18 protein-coding genes are annotated in these 19,006 nt (G+C 64.7%); 2 read left to right on the top strand and 16 right to left on the bottom strand.

Annotation, left to right across the window (positions count from 1 at the left end; genetic code table 11):
• The 12 genes from EBBID32_RS07320 to EBBID32_RS07265 form a co-directional block, all read right to left on the bottom strand.
• Positions 1-317: archaeosortase/exosortase family protein (locus tag EBBID32_RS07320; RefSeq protein ID WP_196805610.1), on the bottom strand; the 317-nt coding region annotated here is incomplete at its 3' end.
• Positions 314-1,537 (bottom strand): TIGR03087 family PEP-CTERM/XrtA system glycosyltransferase, encoded by a 1,224-nt coding sequence (locus tag EBBID32_RS07315; protein WP_006953368.1) that lies wholly within the window; start codon positions 1,535-1,537, stop codon positions 314-316. The genes EBBID32_RS07315 and EBBID32_RS07320, both read right to left, overlap by 4 nt.
• Positions 1,534-2,607 (bottom strand): FemAB family XrtA/PEP-CTERM system-associated protein, encoded by a 1,074-nt coding sequence (locus EBBID32_RS07310; protein WP_006953366.1) that lies wholly within the window; start codon positions 2,605-2,607, stop codon positions 1,534-1,536. Before EBBID32_RS07310 ends, EBBID32_RS07315 begins: the two co-directional genes overlap by 4 nt.
• Before the next feature lie 67 nt (positions 2,608-2,674).
• A complete protein-coding gene (locus EBBID32_RS07305; RefSeq protein WP_006953361.1) occupies positions 2,675-3,745 on the bottom strand; it encodes a FemAB family XrtA/PEP-CTERM system-associated protein in 1,071 nt (356 codons plus the stop codon).
• The gene (locus tag EBBID32_RS07300) at positions 3,742-4,590 is read right to left on the bottom strand and encodes an XrtA system polysaccharide deacetylase (RefSeq protein WP_037489498.1); all 849 of its coding nucleotides are present in this window, start codon (positions 4,588-4,590) and stop codon (positions 3,742-3,744) included. Before EBBID32_RS07300 ends, EBBID32_RS07305 begins: the two co-directional genes overlap by 4 nt.
• 44 nt (positions 4,591-4,634) lie before the next feature.
• Positions 4,635-6,107, bottom strand: a complete 1,473-nt coding sequence (locus EBBID32_RS07295) for an XrtA/PEP-CTERM system-associated ATPase (RefSeq protein WP_006953358.1) — start codon at positions 6,105-6,107, stop codon at positions 4,635-4,637.
• A 21-nt stretch (positions 6,108-6,128) separates the two neighbouring features.
• Positions 6,129-7,718: a hypothetical protein gene (locus EBBID32_RS07290; RefSeq protein WP_006953357.1), complete on the bottom strand. Its 1,590-nt coding sequence runs from the start codon at positions 7,716-7,718 to the stop codon at positions 6,129-6,131.
• A complete protein-coding gene (locus tag EBBID32_RS07285; RefSeq protein WP_006953356.1) occupies positions 7,715-8,629 on the bottom strand; it encodes an AAA family ATPase in 915 nt (304 codons plus the stop codon). Before EBBID32_RS07285 ends, EBBID32_RS07290 begins: the two co-directional genes overlap by 4 nt.
• A gap of 14 nt (positions 8,630-8,643) precedes the next feature.
• The gene (locus EBBID32_RS07280; RefSeq protein WP_006953355.1) at positions 8,644-10,164 is read right to left on the bottom strand and encodes an XrtA system polysaccharide chain length determinant; all 1,521 of its coding nucleotides are present in this window, start codon (positions 10,162-10,164) and stop codon (positions 8,644-8,646) included.
• 2 nt (positions 10,165-10,166) lie between these two features.
• Positions 10,167-10,814 carry an XrtA/PEP-CTERM system exopolysaccharide export protein gene (locus EBBID32_RS07275; protein WP_037489491.1) on the bottom strand — a complete coding sequence of 216 codons (648 nt, stop codon included), beginning with the start codon at positions 10,812-10,814 and terminating at the stop codon, positions 10,167-10,169.
• 133 nt (positions 10,815-10,947) lie between these two features.
• Entirely contained in the window at positions 10,948-12,180 is a 1,233-nt protein-coding gene (locus tag EBBID32_RS07270; protein ID WP_037489488.1) for a pyridoxal-dependent decarboxylase, exosortase A system-associated, read from the bottom strand.
• Entirely contained in the window at positions 12,177-13,709 is a 1,533-nt protein-coding gene (locus tag EBBID32_RS07265) for an acyl-CoA ligase (AMP-forming), exosortase A system-associated (RefSeq protein ID WP_196805609.1), read from the bottom strand. Before EBBID32_RS07265 ends, EBBID32_RS07270 begins: the two co-directional genes overlap by 4 nt.
• Before the next feature lie 50 nt (positions 13,710-13,759).
• On the opposite strand from EBBID32_RS07265, the gene EBBID32_RS07260 reads away from it, so the two are divergent.
• Positions 13,760-14,764 carry a GNAT family N-acetyltransferase gene (locus tag EBBID32_RS07260; protein WP_006953348.1) on the top strand — a complete coding sequence of 335 codons (1,005 nt, stop codon included), beginning with the start codon at positions 13,760-13,762 and terminating at the stop codon, positions 14,762-14,764.
• Positions 14,765-14,792: 28 nt separating this feature from the next.
• Positions 14,793-15,083, top strand: coding sequence for an acyl carrier protein (locus tag EBBID32_RS07255; protein WP_006953338.1), 291 nt, complete (start codon positions 14,793-14,795; stop codon positions 15,081-15,083).
• A gap of 72 nt (positions 15,084-15,155) precedes the next feature.
• On the opposite strand, the gene trxB is transcribed toward EBBID32_RS07255, so the two are convergent.
• The 4 genes from trxB to EBBID32_RS07235 all read right to left on the bottom strand — a co-directional run bounded on the left by trxB (position 15,156) and on the right by EBBID32_RS07235 (position 18,892).
• A complete protein-coding gene (gene trxB / locus EBBID32_RS07250; RefSeq protein WP_037489481.1) occupies positions 15,156-16,118 on the bottom strand; it encodes a thioredoxin-disulfide reductase in 963 nt (320 codons plus the stop codon).
• A 183-nt stretch (positions 16,119-16,301) separates the two neighbouring features.
• The gene (locus EBBID32_RS07245) at positions 16,302-17,039 is read right to left on the bottom strand and encodes a hypothetical protein (RefSeq protein ID WP_006953334.1); all 738 of its coding nucleotides are present in this window, start codon (positions 17,037-17,039) and stop codon (positions 16,302-16,304) included.
• Positions 17,040-17,065: 26 nt separating this feature from the next.
• Entirely contained in the window at positions 17,066-17,938 is an 873-nt protein-coding gene (locus EBBID32_RS07240; RefSeq protein ID WP_006953332.1) for a transglutaminase family protein, read from the bottom strand.
• 21 nt (positions 17,939-17,959) lie between these two features.
• A complete protein-coding gene (locus tag EBBID32_RS07235; protein WP_006953330.1) occupies positions 17,960-18,892 on the bottom strand; it encodes an alpha-E domain-containing protein in 933 nt (310 codons plus the stop codon).
• Positions 18,893-19,006: the final 114 nt, after the last annotated feature.

Below are 19,006 nucleotides of genomic sequence, written 5' to 3'. Positions count from 1 at the left end.
GCCACCCCTGCCGCCGCGCCGACCAGCCAGGCAAGCGCACCCAGTGCCAGCCAGACCAGCCCCGGCATCCAGGCAACCGGCTCCAGTTGGCGCAGACCGGACAAGCGTTGCTGCACCAGCCAGGCGATCAGCGGCGGAATGAACAGGCAGTGGCCGAAGGTGGAGGCATTCCACCAGATCGAGACCATCGACCAGACATCGGCATGGAACAGCGCCAGAATGGCAAAGGCGACTACGCCGAGCGCAGTCAAATGCCCGCGCCACCCGGTCAGGTCCACCAGCGGCATCCGGCCAAGGGGCAAGGCGCGGTCAGTCACGCTGCCTGCGATCCGGCGTCGCGCCCGAACAGCAGGTCGGGCAACCCGGCCAGCGTCGCCGACCAGCGATAACGCGCCTCCATCCGTTTACGCGCAGCGACGCCCAATCGGGCGGCACGGGCGGGATCGGCGAGCAGGGCTATGACCTTGGCGGCCTCCTCCGCCGGGTTGGCGGCGACCAGAAATTCTGTGCCATCCGCCGCATCTATTCCCTCGGCGGCCTGCGGGGAGGCAACCACGGGCCGGGCCATCGCCATCGCCTCCAGCACCTTGTTCTGGATGCCGCGCGCGATCCGCAATGGCGCGACGACGATATCGGCCGCTGCCAGCCAGCCGCGCACATCGGGGACACCGCCGGTGACGATCACGCCGGGCAGATCGGCCAGCGCCTCGACGGCCCTGATCGGATTGCGACCGACTATGGCGAAGCGGGCCTGCGGGTGGATGGTCTGGATCGCGGGCAGGGTCTGGCGCGCGAAACTTTCGACCGCCTCGACATTGGGGCGATAATCCATCTGGCCGGTAAAGACGAGCAGCGGACCTGCGCCATGGTCGACGGTTGGAAAGGCGGCAGTGGGATCAAAATAATCAAGCGCCACGCCATTTTCGATTGCCACGATACGGTACTGTCCCCGCCCGCAGGCAGCGCGGAACAGCGCCGCTTCGGCTTCGCTGACGAAGGAGCAGGCGTCGGCCCGCGCGGCAACGGTGCGCTCGAAATCGAGCAGCACCCGCCCCTCGCGCCGGTTGATCCAGGCCATCGGGCCGGAGCCTTCCGCGCCATAGGCTGCATATTTGGCCGAATCGAAATCGACGAAATCCATGAGGAAACGGACATTGGGCGCGAGTGGCGGCACGAAATGCGCCATCTGCGCCGAATAGGCGACCACAGCGCGCACGGGCCGCTGCGCCAATGTCTGCGCCACCCATTGATGCAGGCCCGGATGGTCGAACAAGGACACGAGCAGCGACTGGCGCTTGGCGAGGCCAGTCAGGCCGGCAACGACCTTCGACCGGTCGCGGCGCAGCAGGCACTGGCTGGCGGCGACCTGCGCCAAGTCTGCGGCATAGCCCATGTCGCGATCATCATCGCCAAAGCAGCCGACATGGACCGGTGCGATCTGTGCGAGGCGCTTGAGCAGATGATAGGAGCGGATCTTGTCGCCGCGATCTGGTGGAAAGGGGATGCGGTGGCAGAGAAACAGGATGTCGCCGGTCATCCCAGCCCCCGCGCAATATGCGGGCCGATCCAGGTCGCGATCGATTCGGGGAGCTTCTTCCACAGTTCGACCTTGCGCCGATATTGCGGCGAGAGCGGATTGACGTCGCGCGTCTCCTTGCCCGGTGCAGTGCGCAGATAATAGCCGAGCGGTTCACCTTCAAAGCCCCATGTCTTTTTCCATGCGGCAGGACCGGTGCCGACCTTCGACCGGCCGAAGTCGAAGGTGGTCAGGCCGCGCTCGCGCGACTGGCGCATCAGCAAATAATAGAGAACTTCGTTGGAGCGCATCGCCCGCGCGCCCTCCGCCGCGCCATGCCAATAGGGCATACAGGCACCACGATGATAGAGGCTGATGACCGCCGAGAGCGGCTTGCCGTCCTTCGACACCACAGCAATATCGGCATCATCGCCCAGCCGGTCGAGCATGGCGTCGAACAGCGCGCGGGGAAACACCGGCGTACCCAGATTATGGACGCTGTGCGCGTAAAGCCGGTAATGAATGTCGCGCAGCCGTTTGTCGCGGCCACATTCAAAGCTCAGCCCATTGCCCAGCCCTTTGCGGATTTCCGCGCGATGGCGCTTGGGTACGGCTTTGAGTTCTGCCTCGTCATCGGCGGCCAGCGGTCGGGAGAAACCCAGATAGGCGTCGGCCTTTTCCTGCCAGACGGCGCCATCGGGCGCTTCGCCCCCACGCAGTTCCAGCGTCGAACAGCCGAGCTTTTCTGCAAGTGTCCAGGCCGTATCGGTGAGCGCCGGGCCAGCCTTGCGATGGGTGGTCAGCAGGCCACCGTCGACGGCAAAACCGCTGCCCACCAGCGCCCGGCCGAACAGAGCAGACCGGATGTAGGTGAGCGGCAGCAGCCCGATAATTTCTCCACCCGCCATCCGCGCCACCAGCATCCTGGCTTTCTGGCCCGTCCCTGCCTCCACACCCATGATCCAGCCGGGACGTTGGAATGGGGTCGATTGCGGATGCGCGCAGACCCAGGCGTCGAGTTCGGCGACGCAGGCAGCGTCGGTCAGACGCGCCTCCTCCACGATGACGGCCAGTCCGCTAATCATATTCATGGACGTCATTCCTGTTACCACCCCTGCCCCCGATCTATATGTGGGGGCTGAACATTTCGTATCCGTTTCAACCGAGACCGCGCGAAATCAGCGGGCCGATGAGGTTGGCGACCGGTAGCGGCAATTTTTTCCACAGTGCGATACGGCGCTGATAGCGGGCGCTGTTGGGGTCGATATCGCGCTGCGCCCCGTCTGCCGACCAGCCATGATATACCAAGGGCCGGGGATCGAAGCCGAAGCTTTTTTTCCACGCTGCCTGCCCGCTGCCGACCTTCGACCGGCCAAAGTCGAACAGGGTCATGCCGCGCGCGCGGCCATGGGCCATCAGGCGATAATATAGGAGTTCATTGGACCGCAGCCGCCGCGCGTCCGCGATACCGCCGCCCCAATAGGGCATGACCCGCCCCTGATGGTAGAGCGTCAGTACGGCGGAGACCGGCCGGTCGCTCTCCCGAATGATGAGAATGTCGGCATCTGCCCCGAAATGGTCCAACACGGCGCGGAACAGGTGCCGCGGGAACACGGGGGTGCCAAGGTTGCGGACACTGCTGGCATAGATATGGAAATGGTCGCGCAAGTGACACGCATCGCGACCGATCTCCACGGTCAGCGCGGGATTCGCGAGTGCCTTGCGCAGTTCGGCGCGATGCTTGCGCGGGACGGCCAGCAATTCCGCCTCATCATCGGCGGCGATTGGACGGACGAAACCGACATGCGCGCCTTCCAGCCGCTGCCATGGGTCGCCCGGCGCAGGCCCACCGCGCAGTTCCAGCGACAGGCCGCCGCGCTCGGTCGCCAGCGTTTGCGCCGCCGTCGCCAGCACGGCGACAGCACGCTGGTCGTTCGCCAATATGCCGCCATCGACGGCGAAGGCAGTGGACACCAAGGCCGCGCCGAACAGGCGGCTGCGGACATGGTGCAAGGGCAAGATGCCACTGATCCGCCCCGATGGCCCGACCGCCGCCAGCAGCAGCGCGCGATTGCCGGTCGCCTGCTCGATAGCACGCAGCCAGGCCGGGCGATGAAAGGGCGATCCGTCGGCATGACCCAGCACGAAGGCATCGACCGCGCGCGCCTGCGCCGGATCGGTCAGGTCCATCATGGTGACGGCCATGCCTGCGCCATTGCCCAGCATCATGGCGCAAGTGCCCCCTGCGCATCGGCCAGCGCGTCCACCCGTGTCCAGGCAAAATCGCGAGTCAGGCGGCGCAGCTTGGCGGCCATGACCGACAGGTTGGTATAGTGCCGCACACGCGAACGCAGCGGCGCGTCGGTACGGCGCGGCTGGCCGGGGTCGATTTCCCATGGATGGAAATAGATGATCGCGGGACGTCCCGCCTGTTCATTGACCTGCCGGATCGCCCAGCGCGAAAACTGATAGGGCAGCAAACGGAAGAAGCCCCCGCCTCCGGCCGCCAGCGTCCGCTTGCCAAGCTTTGCGGTGGTGACGGGAAGTTCGACCAGATCGGACCCCGGCACCGGTTTCCACGCAAAGCGCGGCGAATCGGGCCAGCCATAATGATCGTGCCGGATCGGCGCGACGCTGGAGGAATAGCGATAGCCCTCCTCCGCCAATATGGGGTGCGCCCATGGCGTGCGCGGGTCGATGGAGAAGCTGGGCGCGCGATAGCCGGTCACCGCCTGCCCGCTGGCATCCTCCAGGATCGCGCGGGATTTGCGCAGGTCAGCGCGGAATTGTTCGGGCGTGAAAGTGAACACGCGGGCATGGTCATAGCCGTGACTGGCGATCTCATGCCCGGCGTCCGCGATGCGCCGCATCAGCGCGGGATAGCGTTCGGCGACCCAGCCCAGCGTGAAGAAGGTGCCGGTGACGCCCGCCTGCGCGAACAGGTCCAGCACCGCGTCGGTATTGCCCTCGACACGATGGGCAAGGCCGTCCCAGTCGGCGCGCCGGATCGTGCGCTCGAATGCGCCGACCTGAAACCAGTCCTCGACATCGACGGACAGGGCGTTTTGTATCATGTTGCGCACCTTGGCGGGGCCGCCCGCAGGGGGCAAGCCATGTGTCAGGCGGCAGCGCTATCGCGCGGCGACGCCATCCGTTCTTCCCGCTCGACCCAATCGACCAGCAGGGTCAGCACCCGGCGCAATGCCGTGTCCTGCTCCTCGGCGCGGAATTCCAGCGACTGCAATCGCTCCTCGATCAGGGTGAAACAGTCCTTGAGCGCTTCGGGATCGACCGACTGCACGGGCGCGAAAGGCACATGCGCCTGCACGGCCCGCAGCGAGGAAATTTCCGCGCGCAGTCCTTCAATCTCCGCCAGCATGTCGCTGCGCAGGGTCTCGACCTGGGCCGCGTCGATCGTGGCGACGGGCTGCGGCATGGCCTGTTCAGGCTGGGGCTGTTCCACGGCCACCGGTTCTACCGGCGCTTGCTCTTCCTCGGCCTCCTGATCGGCCCATGTCTCTGCCTGTTCCTCGACAGCATCGAACGCCGTATAGAAAGGTTCGTCCGTTTCGCTGTCCGTAGATGGCGCAGCCGTCGGCAGTTCATCGATTACCGGTGCGGCAAATGGGGCAGCGAAAGGCGCGGGTGCGGGTTCATCCGCCGCTTCCTGCTCGGCAACAGTCGAGCTGTCAGGCACACACTCGGCTTCGGCCACAGCTGGCTCCTCGGCATCCTCGACACCGTCCAGCAGCGACGGCGCAACCGGTTCGGGCGCGACATCCACGTCCAGTCCCATGTCGGCGACGACCGCCTGCACCACATCCGCGTCAATCTCGCGCAACTGGTCGATGGCGCCCATCAGCAGGACGCGGCTGACCAGTGCGTTCAAGCGGCGCGGCACGCCGCCAGTCGCGGCATAAAGCGCGGCGAAGGCCGCAGGGGTGAAGGTTGGATTGCCGATCCAGCCCGCCACTGTCAGGCGGTGGAGGATATAAGGTTCGACTTCCTTGGCCATCATCGGTTCGAGATGATGGGTGGCGATGACGCGCTGGCGCAATTGCTCCAGTTCCGGCGATTTCAGCAGGTCGCGGAATTCCGGCTGGCCCAGCAGGAAAATCTGGAGCAGCGATTGCCCGCCCAACTGGAAGTTGGACAGCATCCGCAATTCCTCGATCGCGGACACGGGCAGGTTCTGCGCCTCGTCCACGATCAGCAGGGTGCGCCGTCCGGCGCGCGCCTGCGTGTGGAGGAAGCCCTCGACCTTTTGCAGCGTCGCCGCCTTTGGCAGGCCATCGGTCGCCAGACCAAAGCTCTGCGCGGCAAGGCGCAGCATGTCATCGCCCTCTACCTGAGTCGATACGATCTTCACCGCGGTCAGTCGCGCCGGGTCGATCGTCTGCATCAGATGGCCCACCAAGGTGGTCTTGCCCGCGCCAATGTCGCCGGTGATGACGATGAAGCCTTCACCCTGCGCCAGACCATAGCCCAGATAGGACAAAGCCTTGCGATGGGTCGCGCTTTCAAAATAATAATGCGGGTCCGGCGTCAGCTGGAACGGGCGGCCCTGCAATCCATAATATTGATCGTACATCTAAATTCTCCAACCGACCCGTTAGAAACTGTAGCGCAGGCCAACCTGGCCCATCGCGCTGATCACCGTGTCGATGTCATCAGCCTGCACGCCGTCCACGCCGACCGATGCCGATGCCGACAGGCGGCGGGTCAGACCTTTGTAATAGCTGGTGAAAGCGCCATAGTTGAGGACGTCTGGACGACCGCCGCTGGCGTCGAAATAATTCACATAGGCGACCGTATCGATGCTGTCGCTATCGCTGAGCGTGTAGGTCATCGAAGCGTTGCCGTACCAGTTCTGGTCCTTCGACCCGCGCACGAGGACGCTCTGGCCCTGCGGCGTGATGAACTTGCGCTGCGAATAGCCGGCACCCACGCCCCAGCCCCATTGGCCGCGCCGCAGCGAATATTGGGTCGATACGCCACGATAGCGGAAATTGGCGTCGGTGATGCCCGACAGCGCATCGTTAAAGCATTGTCCACCGCCGGTGGTGGAGAAGGCGCAGCCGGTGATGTCGCCGGTGAAGGGATTGCGCGCCACGTCAAAGCTGCTGCCGGAAAGGGCAGCGGCATTGGCGGTGATCAGGCGACCGAAACTGTCGATGCCGTCGAACACAATGACGGCAAAGCTGCTGTTGGCGCCCTGCCAGGTGAAGCTGCCCTGATAGGTCATGCCGCCATAACGCTGGCCGACCTGCGCCTGGAGCGAGGTACGGCGGCTGGGCCGCCACAACACGCCCGCGTCCCAGATGATGTCGTCAAATTCATAGATCAGCGCGCGTGGCGAGCTTTTATCGGTCACATAGCGACCGTTGCGAATGACCGGCACGCCCGCTGAGTCCAGCAGCGGCGAACGCTGGCTGATCTCGATCTGCTCATAACCGATGCCGCCGATCAGCGCGACGGTGCGGGACACCGGCAGCGTTGCATCGACCCGGCCCCACTTATCCTCGAACCGCTGGTCTAGCTGGCTTGCGTCCTCGCGGTCATAGCCCGCGCTGGCGGTCAGTCCGACAGGCAGCAGCGTGCCGGGGGCGAAGCCGACCGACCCGTTCAGATTGTGCGTCCAGCTATCTGCGAAAGAGCCGCTTGCGAGATTGGAATCCACATCATCCTCGACCCGTGCATAACCCAGGCGGTAAGAGCCGTTGACGGTGATGTCGCCGATCTGCGTGGTATAGGCCGGGCCAATGTAACCGGCATAGACCTGGCTGGTGATGCTGTCGTTCAGTGTCGATGCGCCTGACAGGCCGTCGGTCCGCACCCGCGACGCCATGCCGCCGGTGTGGAGCGAAAGGCCGCGCGCGACATTGACGGTCGCACTGGCGATGCCGCTCAACACGTCCTGGTCAGCCGTCTGCTTGCTCCAGCTGAAGCTGTGATTATATTGCAGGTCGATGACGGCCTCGACCCGGCGGGTCTGAACCTCTGCCGTCACACCAGCAGTGACATTGCTGTAGGTCAGCACGTCGCCACCGCCCTTTAGCGGACCCATTACCACCTGATCCACGCCGATATAGGGCGTGACATTGACGCGCCGATCCGCGCGGGTCGTCTGGGCGAATGCGGGCGCACTCGCTGCGGCCAGCGCGGCGAGCGAAGCGCCGCTGATCCACTGACGGACGGTCATGACGCACTATTCCCCTTGGCATAATAGCTGCAGAACCGGCGGCCGCCGCCGTTGAAGCGGACGGCATTGAGCAGAAGCTGAACCTGCGCGCCGCCCTTGAGCATCCCGGCTGCGTCGCGCAGCGCGCTTTCCGATGTGCTGTCGGCCCGCACGATCAGCAGCGCGATCGCGACGTGGCTGGCCAGCACGGCGGCGGGCGATGCCGCCAGCAAGGGTGGCGAATCGAAGATGATGATGCGTTCGGGCCGCCCCTCGGTCAGCCGCGACAGCAATTGTTCGGTGCGCGCGGACGAGAGATATTCGGTGTCGGCATTGCTGCGCTGCCCGGCGGGCAGCACTGACAGCGACGGCAGGTCGGTGCGGATGACGCAATCTTCAATCGCGATCGTCGGATCGGCGAGCGCGTCCATCAGACCGGGACCGCCCTCCAGCCCCAAAGTTTCGGGGATGCCGGGCTTGCCGAAATCCGCATCGACCAGCAGGATTTCGCGATCCTTCTCCGCCGCCAGACTGAGCGCCAGATTGACCGCGCAGAAGGTCTTGCCCTCGCCGCTATGGGCCGAGCAGATGAGGATGCGATTGCCGCGTTCCTGCCCCTGTAGCTGGGCGAGCAGGTCGCGCTTGAGCAGCCGAAACTCCTCGCTCATCGCCGTGACTGCACCGTCGGGACGCAGGAAACCCGCCTCCTCCAGCTTCGCCCGGTCGATCGGCTGAACCGGCCCGGTCCATGGCAGAGCGCGAAAAGCCGACGGTGAAGCCGACACAGGGTCAGCCGCGACCGGCGCCGGTGGCAGGTCGGCGGGGACATCGACGGCAGGCGCGGCGCGACCACGCAGGGCCGCCGAGAAATCGTAAATCTCCGTCGCCCGCTCGATCAGCGATCCGCCCTTGATGGAGCTATGCTGGTTCATGGTTCCTGGCTCCTTCACGCCATACCGCGCTGGACGAATTCGACGACGATCAGCAGCAGGCAGACAGCGGCGAGACCGCCGCTGGCACCCGCAAACCACTTCATCCGCTGCTTATCGATGGCGACCTGCGCCGCGCTGATCGTCTGGCTGATGGAGCCTGCGACCGGCAGGCCGATCGCCCGCTCCAGCCGCGCGGCAGTGGGGAATGTCCCCCTGAGCTGGCCCATCGCAAAGGCGACGCCGACACCAGCACCAATCCCCAGGATCAGCACGCCGAGCAGCAGCAGCGGCCGGTTGGGCGCGGCGGGTGCGGTGGGCGTGCTGGGCGGGTTGATGACGCGGAACTGGACGGAGCCGGTTTCGGTCTTGACCTCGCCACGCAGGCGGATTTCCTCGCGGTCGGCGAGCAGCTTGTCATATTGGGTTTTCAGAACCTCATAATCGCGGTCGAGCTTTTCCTGCTCCGACGCAATGCCCGGTTCATCGACCTGCTTGGCCATCATCGTGTTGAGATCGCCCTGCAACTGCGCCTTGCGGGTCGAGAGCGCCTGCACCGTGGCAGCGCGTTCGGCCTGCATGGAGCGGATCGACAGATAAGCGGGGTTGGGCGTGCTGCCGCCGCCCGCGCCAGCGCCACCGCCTGCCTTGCGCAGGGCTTCCACTTCACGCTGGGCGGCGATCACGTCAGGGTGATTGGCGGTCCAGCCACGTGCGCGCATGCCGGCCAGATTCGACTGGGCCTGACCCAGCGCCGAAGGCCCGCCCGATGGGCCAACGCCCGGCAAACTCTGGGGAGTCCCCGCCAGCTGGCCGTTCATTGCGCTCAATGCGCTCTGCGCCTGGACGAGTTGCGAATCGATGGTGTTGATTTCCTGCCGCGCGGCATCCATCCGCTGGCTGATTGAACCGGCACCGGGCAACAGCCCGACATAGCGCTGCGCAAATTCGACGCGGCGCTGGTCGGCGGCCTCCAGCTGCTTGCCCCGCGCCGCGATCTGCTGGTCGAGGAAGGCGAGGCTCTGCTTGGTTTCATTGCGGTCGCCGGAGAGATTTTCCTCCTGGAAAATGTCGATCAGCTTTTGCACGATCTGCTGCGAAATCCGCGCGTTCGCGCCATCGGACAGGCTGCTGTCGGCGGAGATCGCGCTGATGTCGATCATGCTGGGGTCAGCCTGCGCCATCACGGTGATGTTTTCACGCAGCTTGGTGATCTTGGCCGCGACATCGCGCGGGCCGGACACGCTCTGCGACAGGTCGGTGTTGCGCACGACCTTTTCGAGATTCTCGGCGCTCGCCAGCGTGCTGCGCACCCGGTCGAGATCCTGCTGCGACTGGACCTGGGTGATGCCCACCTTGTCCTCCAGCAGCGACTGGGTGTTCACATAGACCCGCGCCTTGGACTGATAGCTGTTGGGGATGAGCGCGACGCCCAGCCAGCCCAACATGCACACGCCCCAGGCCACGCCCAGCGCGACCCAGCGTCGGCTCCAGACACCGTGGAGCAGCAGCAGCAATTCGTCGTAGAGACCGGCCATGATCAGAACATGCTTTCAGGGATGATGATGACGTCGCCGGGGGCGAGCATGACGTTCGCCTTGGTGTCGCCCTTTTTGAGCAGGTCGTTGAGGCGGACCTGATATTCCTGCTGCTTGCCGGTATTCTTGTTGAACCGGACCAGTCGCGCGCGGTTGCCCGCTGCAAATTCGGACAGGCCACCGACCGAGATCATTGCGTCGAGCAGCGTCATGTTGGCGCGATAGGGAATCGAAGCAGGCTTTTCAGTCGCGCCGACGATCCGCACCTGCTGGCTGAACGTGCCGCTGAAATTGTTGACGATCACCGAAACGAGCGGGTTTTCGATATATTGGGTCAGCGCCAGCTTGATGTCGTCGGCCAGCATCTTGGGCGTCTTGCCCACGGCCGGCATGTCGGTGATCAGCGGCGTAGTGATGCGGCCGTCGGGGCGCACCTGGACCTTTGCGCCCAGTTCGGGATTGCGCCACACGAAGATGGTGAGGTCATCGAGCGGGCCGATAATATATTCCTCGCCCGGCCCTTCGCGCGTCGAGACGAAGGAGGCTGGCGGCAGTTGCGGTCCGCCGGTACCGCCCGAAGCGCAGCCTGACAGGACAAGCGCGGGCAGCGATGCACCGATCAGGAGCCTGGAAACCGACACGAAACGCATAATCTCACCTCTTTGTGCGGCCATGCGCGATCAGCCGCCAAAGAGGGCAAGGCGGGCCGGTCAGCACAGGGCTTCCGACCTCTTCTTGCCGGGAAAGGGTAAAGATACCGTTAGGAGTTAAGTCACCAACAACTCATCCAAGTAAAACTTCGCGAGGACTTGGATGGCCAAGAAATGCTGCGGGACTGGCCGATGCGCCATAGGCACCGGCAAGGAATATGGCGATCAGGTCGCCTTCCTGCACGAGGGGCAGCGCCACCTTGTCACCAAGCCGGTCGATCGGCGTGCAGAGGCACCCGACCACGGTGACCGGATCGGCCGCAGGTGCTGCGCCAAAATGGTTGGCGACCGCTATCGGATAGTTGCGGCGGACCACCGTGCCGAAATTGCCGCTGGCCGCCAGTTGATGATGCAGTCCGCCATCGACGACGACGAAGGTTTCGCCCTGGCTGAGCTTCACATCGACCACGCGGGTCAGGTAAACACCGGCCTCGCCGACCAGCCAGCGCCCCAGCTCGATGGCAAAGGCGCTGCCCTGCAAGATGGACGGTAGCGATTCCAGCGCCGTATCGAGCGCGACGCCGATCGGGCGAATGTCGAGCGGCACGTCGCCGGGGAAATAGGCGAGGCCAAAACCGCCGCCAAGGTTCACCAGCGGCGGCGTGACGCCCACCGCTTCGGACAGGCGGGCTGCCAGCGCGATCGTCGCCGCCTGCGTTTCGATGATCGCCATGGCGTCCAGATTCTGGCTGCCGGCAAAGATATGCCAGCCACGCCAGTCCGCCCCGCCGTCTATCATCGCCCGCGCCAGCGCGGCAGCGCGATCTGCATCGACGCCAAAGGGCTTGGCCCCGCCGCCCATCCGCATACCAGAGCCTTTGAGATCAAAGTCCGGGTTCACCCGCACCGCCACGCGCGGCACCTTGCCGATGCGCTGGCCGATGGCGAGCGCGCGCCGCCCCTCCCCTTCGGATTCCAGGTTGAGCGTGACCCCGGCAAAGATCGCGGCTTCCAGTTCGTCATTACGCTTGCCCGGCCCGGCAAAGCTGATCCGCGCCGGGTCCATTCCCGCCGCCAGCGCCATCTCCAGCTCGCCGCCAGACGCAATGTCGAAGCCGTCCACCTGCCCCGCCATCGCCATCAGCAGCGGTGCATAGGGGTTGGCCTTGATCGCATAATGGAGGTGCAGAGCGGCGGGCATCGCTTCCCGGAAGCGGCGGATCTGCGCCGCGACAATGTCCATGTCATAGGCGAAGAGCGGCGTGTCGCCCGCTTCATCGACCAGACTGGCCGCGCCATAGCCACCGACCAGCAACATCCCCTCTTCCGCCGCGAACCAGGGCGGGATCGGTCCCATCGGTTTCAAATGCCATACTCCCGCGCCAGTGCGACTCGATCAATCTTGCCGTTGGGATTGCGGGGAAAAGCGGCCAGCACAAGGATTTCGCGCGGCTGCATGAAATTGGGGAGTTCGGCCTTGAGATGCGCGGCGACCGTTTGGGCGACATCGGACTCGGCGGATCGCAGCAGCAGTTTGACCGCCTGCCCCAGCCGATCGTCCTTCACCCCCAGCGCTACCGCTTCGGACACACCCGGCACGGCGACGGCGGCCTCCTCTATCTCGGTCGGGCTGATGCGGTTGCCCGCCGACTTGATCATCGCATCGTCGCGACCCACAAAATAGAGCAGTCCATCGGCATCGCGCCGCACCGTATCGCCCGACCAGACCGCCATGCCGCCATGGCGGGATGCGGGCGGCGCAGGCTTGAATCGTTCGGCGGTGCGGGCGGCGTCGCGCCAATAGCCCTGCGCCACCAGCGGGCCGCAATGGACCAGTTCGCCCGGCTCGTCATCGGCGGTGATGCCGCCATCGGGACGGACCACCAAAATCTCGGCAAAGGGAATGGCCGATCCCATCGAGTCGGGATGGCTGTCCACCAGCGCGGGCGGCAGATAGGTGGAGCGAAAGGCTTCGGTCAGGCCGTACATGGGATAAAGGTCGGCCTGTGGAAACAGTGCGCGCAGCTTGCCCACCAGCGGCCGGGTCAGCGCGCCGCCGCTGTTGGTCAGGCGTTTGAGCTTGGCCGCAACCTCCGGCGGCCAGTCCAGTTCTGTGAGTTGCACCCAGAGCGGCGGCACCCCCGCCAGCGTCGTGATCTCACGCCGGTCGACCAGTTTCATGACGTCACGCGCCGTCAGATAATCGAGCGGATAGACGCAGCCGCCCGCGATCCAGGTCGAAAGCAGCTGGTTCTGGCCATAATCGAAACTGAACGGCAGGACGCAGGCGGTGCGATCCTGCGGCGTGAGGCCCAGATAGTCAGCCACCGCCACCGCGCCCAGCCAGAGATTGGCATGGCTGAGCATCACCCCCTTGGGCCGTCCGGTCGATCCGCTGGTGTAGAGGATGGCGGCCAGATCGTGCGGGGCAGCGTCGGATGGCCCCAGCGCCGCGCCGCCGCTCATGGCGCAGGCCGCGTCATCCTCACGGTGCAACTGGCAGCCAGCCGGCACGTCCCCCGGTGCCAGCGTCGCGAGTCGCGCCGTGGTGCCGATCAGCAGCGTCGCACCGCTGTCCGCCAATATATGCGCCACCTGCGCATGTTTGAGCAGCGGGTTGACCGGCACATGGACCAGGCCAGCGCGCGGCGCGGCCAGCGGCATCAGCGCGGCGACCGGTCCCTTGGCGATCCAGCTGGCCACCCGCGCACCCGGTTCCAGCCCGAAACCCGCCAGCCAGCCAGCCAGCCGCCCCAGCGTCTCTTCCAGTTCGACAAAGCTGTAGCTGCCCGACCGCCCGTCCAGCGCCGCGCGCGCCGGATCGCCGCGCAGCAGCAGATGGTCGATCGGCAGGATTATTGGGGACTGGTCTGCTTGGCGCACGCTTAACTCCATTTCCAGACTTTGCCCCTAAACCTCTCCCTGACGAATGCGGAGATAGTCGGTTGCCGACGACAAGGGAATATCACAGCCTCGCGCAAGTGCGGGACGCGCTGCATGGCCGTCTCGATCGCGAAGCCGTGCCCTGTCTGTTCGGGCGGTATGACTGGTTCGATCTGCTGCACCGCCATTGTTTTGCAGATGTCCCGGTTCGGGTGATCCTGACAGAAGAGAGAGGCGCGCAGGCATGGCTGTTCCTGCTGCGCCGCGACGATCGCCATATGTCTGCACTGGCCCATTGGTATAGTTTCAACTGGTCGCCACAATTTGTGGGTGACCCGGATGCCGGACAGCGGGCGCGCCTGCTGGATGGCCTTGGCAGCCACCTCTTGCGCACCACCAGCCAGATTGATCTCTACCCCGTCGAAACGAGCGCCGAACTGCTTGCCAGCCTGCGCCGGACCGGGTGGTTCGCCCTCTCCCGACCGATGGGCGGGCGCTATCTGCTGCGGGTCGAGGGACGCGATTTTGCCACCTACTGGGCCAGCCGCCCCGGTCGGCTGCGCACCCTGGTCAAGCGCCGGGCGCGGGGCAGCCGCTATGACCTGTCGATCAGTGACCGGCTGACCGACGATCTGTGGCGCGATTATGTCGATGTGCATGGCCGCAGCTGGAAACAGCCCGAACCTGGCCTCAATTTTTTGCGCGCGCTGGCGGAGCGGGAAAGTGAGGCGGGGACATTGCGGCTGGGTTTTGCACGGGACAAGGGGCGCGCGGTCGCCACCCAATTGTGGACCGTGGAGAAGGACGTCGCCCTCATTCACAAACTCTCCCATGATCGCGCCCATGACGCCGGGTCGCCCGGTACGTTGCTAAGCCATGCCATGTTCGCCCAGGCCATTGACGGCGATCAGGTGGCCGTGATCGACTATGGCACCGGCGACAACGCCTACAAGGCCGACTGGATGGAGGAACGGGCACCGCTCCACCGCATCGACGCCTTCAACCCGCGCCATGCGTCGTGCTGGTTGCCAGCGGCGCGCACGGCCATTTCCGCGCTTGTGGGATAGGCCGGGAGTCACTAGGACATCGCCCACCATGCGGGCGAAACATTCTCAACCGGTCGACCGGACCGATGATATCGAACTTATGACACGGGCGCTGTTGCGTGACGTGCTGGGCCTTTCGCAAGAGCAGGTCGACGGGTTCGACACTGACACACCGCTGTTCGGCGCGCTGCCGGAACTGGATTCGATGGCGGTCGCGGGGCTGCTGACCGAAATGGAAGATCGCTTCGACATATTGATCGAGGATGATGATATCGACGGCGATACGTTCGAGACGTTCGGGTCGCTGGTGGCTTTTGCGCGGGGCAAGGTGGCGGGCTGAAAAGGCCTCACCCCAACCCTTCAAACGAGTCACGTGCCTCGTTTGAACCTGAAGGGGAGGGGCTAATTTCGATCACGCCTCGATCATCGCCTCGAAATCCGCTTCGGCCAGGAATTTCTCCACGTCCAGCGCCGCCATGCAGCCCATGCCGGCGGCGGTCACCGCCTGCCGATAGATTTTGTCGGTGACGTCGCCTGCCGCGAACACGCCGGGGATGGCGGTGCGGGTGGTGCCCTTTTCGACCAGCAGATAGCCCTCGTCGGTCGGCAGCTTGCCGGTGAAAAGTTCGGTCGCGGGGTGATGGCCGATCGCGACGAAGCCGCCATCGGTCGGCTCATGCGACTTTTCGCCGGTCACCGTGTCAATCAGGTCCACGCCGACCAGCCCTTCGGGCGTGCCACCGCCGACGAATTTATCGACCGCCTTGTTCCACAAGACCTTGATGTTCGGATGGGCGTGGAGCCGTTCTTGCAAAATCTTTTCCGCGCGCAGCGTGTCGCGGCGGTGGATCAGGGTGACGTCATGGCTGTGGTTGGTGAGGTATAATGCTTCCTCGACCGCGGTATTGCCGCCGCCGATGACCACCACCTTCTTGCCCCGATAGAAGAAACCGTCGCAGGTGGCGCAGGCGCTGACGCCCTTGCCCTGCAAATGCTCCTCCCCTTCCACGCCCAGCCATTTGGCCTGTGCGCCGGTGCAGATGACCAGCGTGTCGGCGATATAGACCACGCCGCCGTCGCCGGTCAGGCGGAACGGGCGCTGCGACAGGTCCACATCGACGATCTGGTCATACATCATCTGCGCGCCAACATGCTCGGCCTGCGCCTGCATCTGCTCCATCAACCATGGTCCCTGGATCACATCCTTGAAACCGGGGTAATTTTCGACGTCGGTGGTGATGGTGAGCTGCCCGCCCGGCTGCATCCCCTGCACCACGATCGGCGCCAGACCCGCGCGCGCGCCATAAATGGCGGCGGACAGACCGGCCGGGCCGGAACCGAGGATGAGCATACGGGTCGAGTGAGTGGCGGTCATATCAGGCTTTCAACTGCGATTCGTGTTGCTGGGAGAGATAGGCCGTGACGGCGCGCAGGCAAGCGAAGGATTTGCTTGGGGCGTGGGAAGCGGGGGTGTGGGTGACCTGACGGACGATCCATCTGCGGAGAGGAATCCGAGTGAATCCTACATTGGAACGGCTTCACCGATACCCCGCCCAACTCAATCCAGAACGTTCGGCAGATCCTCAAACCCCTTGCGGAGCGCGGCGCTCCAGCTTTGGGAGATCATGGCGAATTCTTCATTGTCGGCTTCGATCCGGGTGCGGACGCGGAAGTCGAACCTGTCGGTGGGGATGACGGTCAGGTCGAGCGGCATCCCGACCGAGAGGTTGGATCGCAAGGTCGAGTCCATCGACACCAGCACCGCCTTGGTCGCGTCCTCCAGCGTGGTTTCGCGCTTGATGATGCGGTCGAGGATCGGCTTGCCATATTTATGCTCGCCAATCTGGAAGAAAGGCGTGTCCTCGGTCGCTTCGATGAAATTGCCCGCGCTGTAGACGAGGTAGAGGCGCGGTTTGCCGCCCCGTCGCTGGCCCGCGATCATGATCGAGGCGCTGGCGCCGGAGCCGCCCATTTCGATGCTTTCGCGATAACGCGCCTGCATCGCGCGCATCGCGTCGCCGACGATCTGCGCGACGCGGTGCATGGTGCTGCAATTGAGGATGGTTTCGACGTCGGGGTCGAGACGGGCATCCTTGATCGCCTTGCTGAGCGTTGCCTTCACCCCCTGGGTGATCGACAGATTGCCCGAACACATCAGCGTGATCGCCCGTTCACCTTCGACGAGATAGGTGAAGCTCTTTCGGAAGCGGGCGATATTGTCCATGCCCGCATTGGTGCGGGTGTCGGACAGCATGACCAGTCCCTGGTCAACCCGCACCGCCACACAATAGGTCATTCGTCCACGGTCCCTGAAAGCTTACGTCAATGCTGCGCGTCGGACGGTGGGATAGACTGCTGCTGTTGCCGCTGCAACTGCCGTTCCTCGACGCCGTCATCCGCCTGCGCGATACGAACGTCCGCGTCAATCGAGATATCGCCCGCAACCGTGATCGTGCCCCGGATCGGCGCAGCCTCATCCGCGTCCAGCCCGCTAGCGACGCGCAGATAGCGTTCGGTCACGCAGACGCGGTTGGACGGATCGAAGCCGACCCAGCCCAGTTCGGGCACCAGCGCTTCGGCCCAACCATGGGTTTCGTGTAGTTCATGGCCCTCCCCCGCGAGCAGATAGCCCGACACATAGCGCGCCGGTATGCCGAGCGACCGCGCCCCGGCGATGAAGATCTGGGCATGATCCTGGCACACCCCTGCCCCCAGTGCGAACGCCTGCGCGGCGGTGGTGGCGGACGTGGTAACCCCGGCGCGATAGCCCACGGCGTCAGTGACGGCGGCGGACAGCGCGTGGAGCCGGGCAAGCGGCCCGTCGCCTTCGGGCGTGGCGCGGGCCATGGCGGCGATGCCGTCCGAAGCGCGGGTCAGCGGCGTGTCGCGCAGGAAATAGCGCGGGTTGACCCGGCTGACCGGCGCGCCGACCACGCCATGGGTCTCGCGGGTTTCGACCAGCCCCTCCGCCACGATCATGGCATGATCCTGCCGGTCGCGGCGAATCCAGATCGTCTCCATCTCGCCATAGCTGTTGGGGCGAAAATCGGTCAGCACATCGCCGTTGACGCTGACCTGCCAGTCCAGCACGGTCTGGGCCGGGGTGTTGACCGGCATCAGCTTGAACCGCATCGCCACGCGCCCGGCCGAGGCGTCATAGCGATAGACGGTCTGGTGGCGGACGAGCAATTTCATGAAAGGCTCCCCTTCCCCGGTTCAGCCGAAATGATAGGCCTGGGCGATTTCCCCACCCAGCTGATTGGTCATTTTCAGGCCATGCTGCACCGTTTCATGCAGGCCGAAGCGGAAGATTTCGCCGCTGTCGAGTTGCTCCAGCGCGGCCACCATCTGTTGCACCGTATCATGGCAGGGATTGCGCGTGCCGTGCCAGCCCTCCAGCCGGTGCAGGCGATAGGCCAGCTGATCATAACAATAGGCGACGCTGCGCGGGAACATGCGGTTGAGCATCAGGAAATCGGTGATCTGCCAGGGGGTATAGGTGCCGCCATAGACATGATGATAGGCGCGGCTGCCCGACAGGGCGTGCAGCACCGATGTCCATTGATAATGGTCGCGATTGCCGCCGATCACTTCGGTTTCGGGCAGCAGGACATAATATTTGACGTCCAGCAGCCGCAACGTCATCTGCGCCCGTTCCAGCGCGGAGCCGCAGCGCAGGAAATCATGGCCTTCATTGCGCAGCTGGCCCGAATGGGTGGCACCGCGGAAGGTCATCACCCGCGTCTTGACCCAGTCGATCAGGGCGGGCAGCTGTTGCCGCGCTTCGCCGACGTCATAGCTGTCGAGCTTGCGCCAGCCATCGTTCAGCGCTTCCCACATATCCTGCGTCAGCATGGTGCGCGCCGATTTGGCGTTGGACCGGGCCTTCAAGAGGCAGGATCGGATCGAGCTGGGATTGTCGAGGTCCAGCATCAGGAAAGACACGACATCGCTTTCGGTCACCTGCACCCCTTCGGGGAACTGGTGGCCGCTGCCGGTGGCGCGCACGACCGATCGCCATTCGTCGCGATGATGCGCGCCGGGCAGGATGGCCATGCGCTGCCCCATGGTCAACAGCCGCGCGGTCGCTTCGGCCCGCTCCATATAGCGCGCCATCCAGTAGAGATTTTCGGCGGTCCGGCTCAGCATGAGCGAAATTCACGATATGTCATGTGCATCCGTCCGAAACTTGGCGAAACGCCGTTTCTCTTCATCCTCCCCTTGTAGGGGAGGTGGCTGGCGGAGCCAGACGGAGGGGTGTCG

The sequence above is a fragment of the Sphingobium indicum BiD32 genome (assembly GCF_000382885.1).
Classification (GTDB): domain Bacteria; phylum Pseudomonadota; class Alphaproteobacteria; order Sphingomonadales; family Sphingomonadaceae; genus Sphingobium; species Sphingobium japonicum_C.
This window is presented reverse-complemented; position numbering and strand designations above follow the sequence as displayed.

Bases quoted from the DNA above. Each gene is read 5' to 3' on its own strand.
- EBBID32_RS07245 (WP_006953334.1), bottom strand. From the start codon at position 17,039: ATGACCTATTGTGTGGCGGTGCGGGTTGACCAGGGACTGGTCATGCTG.
- EBBID32_RS07295 (WP_006953358.1), bottom strand. From the start codon at position 6,107: ATGTACGATCAATATTATGGATTGCAGGGCCGCCCGTTCCAGCTGACG.
- EBBID32_RS07290 (WP_006953357.1), bottom strand. From the start codon at position 7,718: ATGACCGTCCGTCAGTGGATCAGCGGCGCTTCGCTCGCCGCGCTGGCC.
- EBBID32_RS07275 (WP_037489491.1), bottom strand. From the start codon at position 10,814: ATGCGTTTCGTGTCGGTTTCCAGGCTCCTGATCGGTGCATCGCTGCCC.
- EBBID32_RS07255 (WP_006953338.1), top strand. From the start codon at position 14,793: ATGCGGGCGAAACATTCTCAACCGGTCGACCGGACCGATGATATCGAA.
- EBBID32_RS07265 (WP_196805609.1), bottom strand. From the start codon at position 13,709: ATGGAGTTAAGCGTGCGCCAAGCAGACCAGTCCCCAATAATCCTGCCG.
- EBBID32_RS07310 (WP_006953366.1), bottom strand. From the start codon at position 2,607: ATGAATATGATTAGCGGACTGGCCGTCATCGTGGAGGAGGCGCGTCTG.
- EBBID32_RS07315 (WP_006953368.1), bottom strand. From the start codon at position 1,537: ATGACCGGCGACATCCTGTTTCTCTGCCACCGCATCCCCTTTCCACCA.
- EBBID32_RS07285 (WP_006953356.1), bottom strand. From the start codon at position 8,629: ATGAACCAGCATAGCTCCATCAAGGGCGGATCGCTGATCGAGCGGGCG.
- trxB (WP_037489481.1), bottom strand. From the start codon at position 16,118: ATGACCGCCACTCACTCGACCCGTATGCTCATCCTCGGTTCCGGCCCG.
- EBBID32_RS07235 (WP_006953330.1), bottom strand. From the start codon at position 18,892: ATGCTGAGCCGGACCGCCGAAAATCTCTACTGGATGGCGCGCTATATG.
- EBBID32_RS07240 (WP_006953332.1), bottom strand. From the start codon at position 17,938: ATGAAATTGCTCGTCCGCCACCAGACCGTCTATCGCTATGACGCCTCG.
- EBBID32_RS07280 (WP_006953355.1), bottom strand. From the start codon at position 10,164: ATGGCCGGTCTCTACGACGAATTGCTGCTGCTGCTCCACGGTGTCTGG.
- EBBID32_RS07300 (WP_037489498.1), bottom strand. From the start codon at position 4,590: ATGATACAAAACGCCCTGTCCGTCGATGTCGAGGACTGGTTTCAGGTC.
- EBBID32_RS07305 (WP_006953361.1), bottom strand. From the start codon at position 3,745: ATGATGCTGGGCAATGGCGCAGGCATGGCCGTCACCATGATGGACCTG.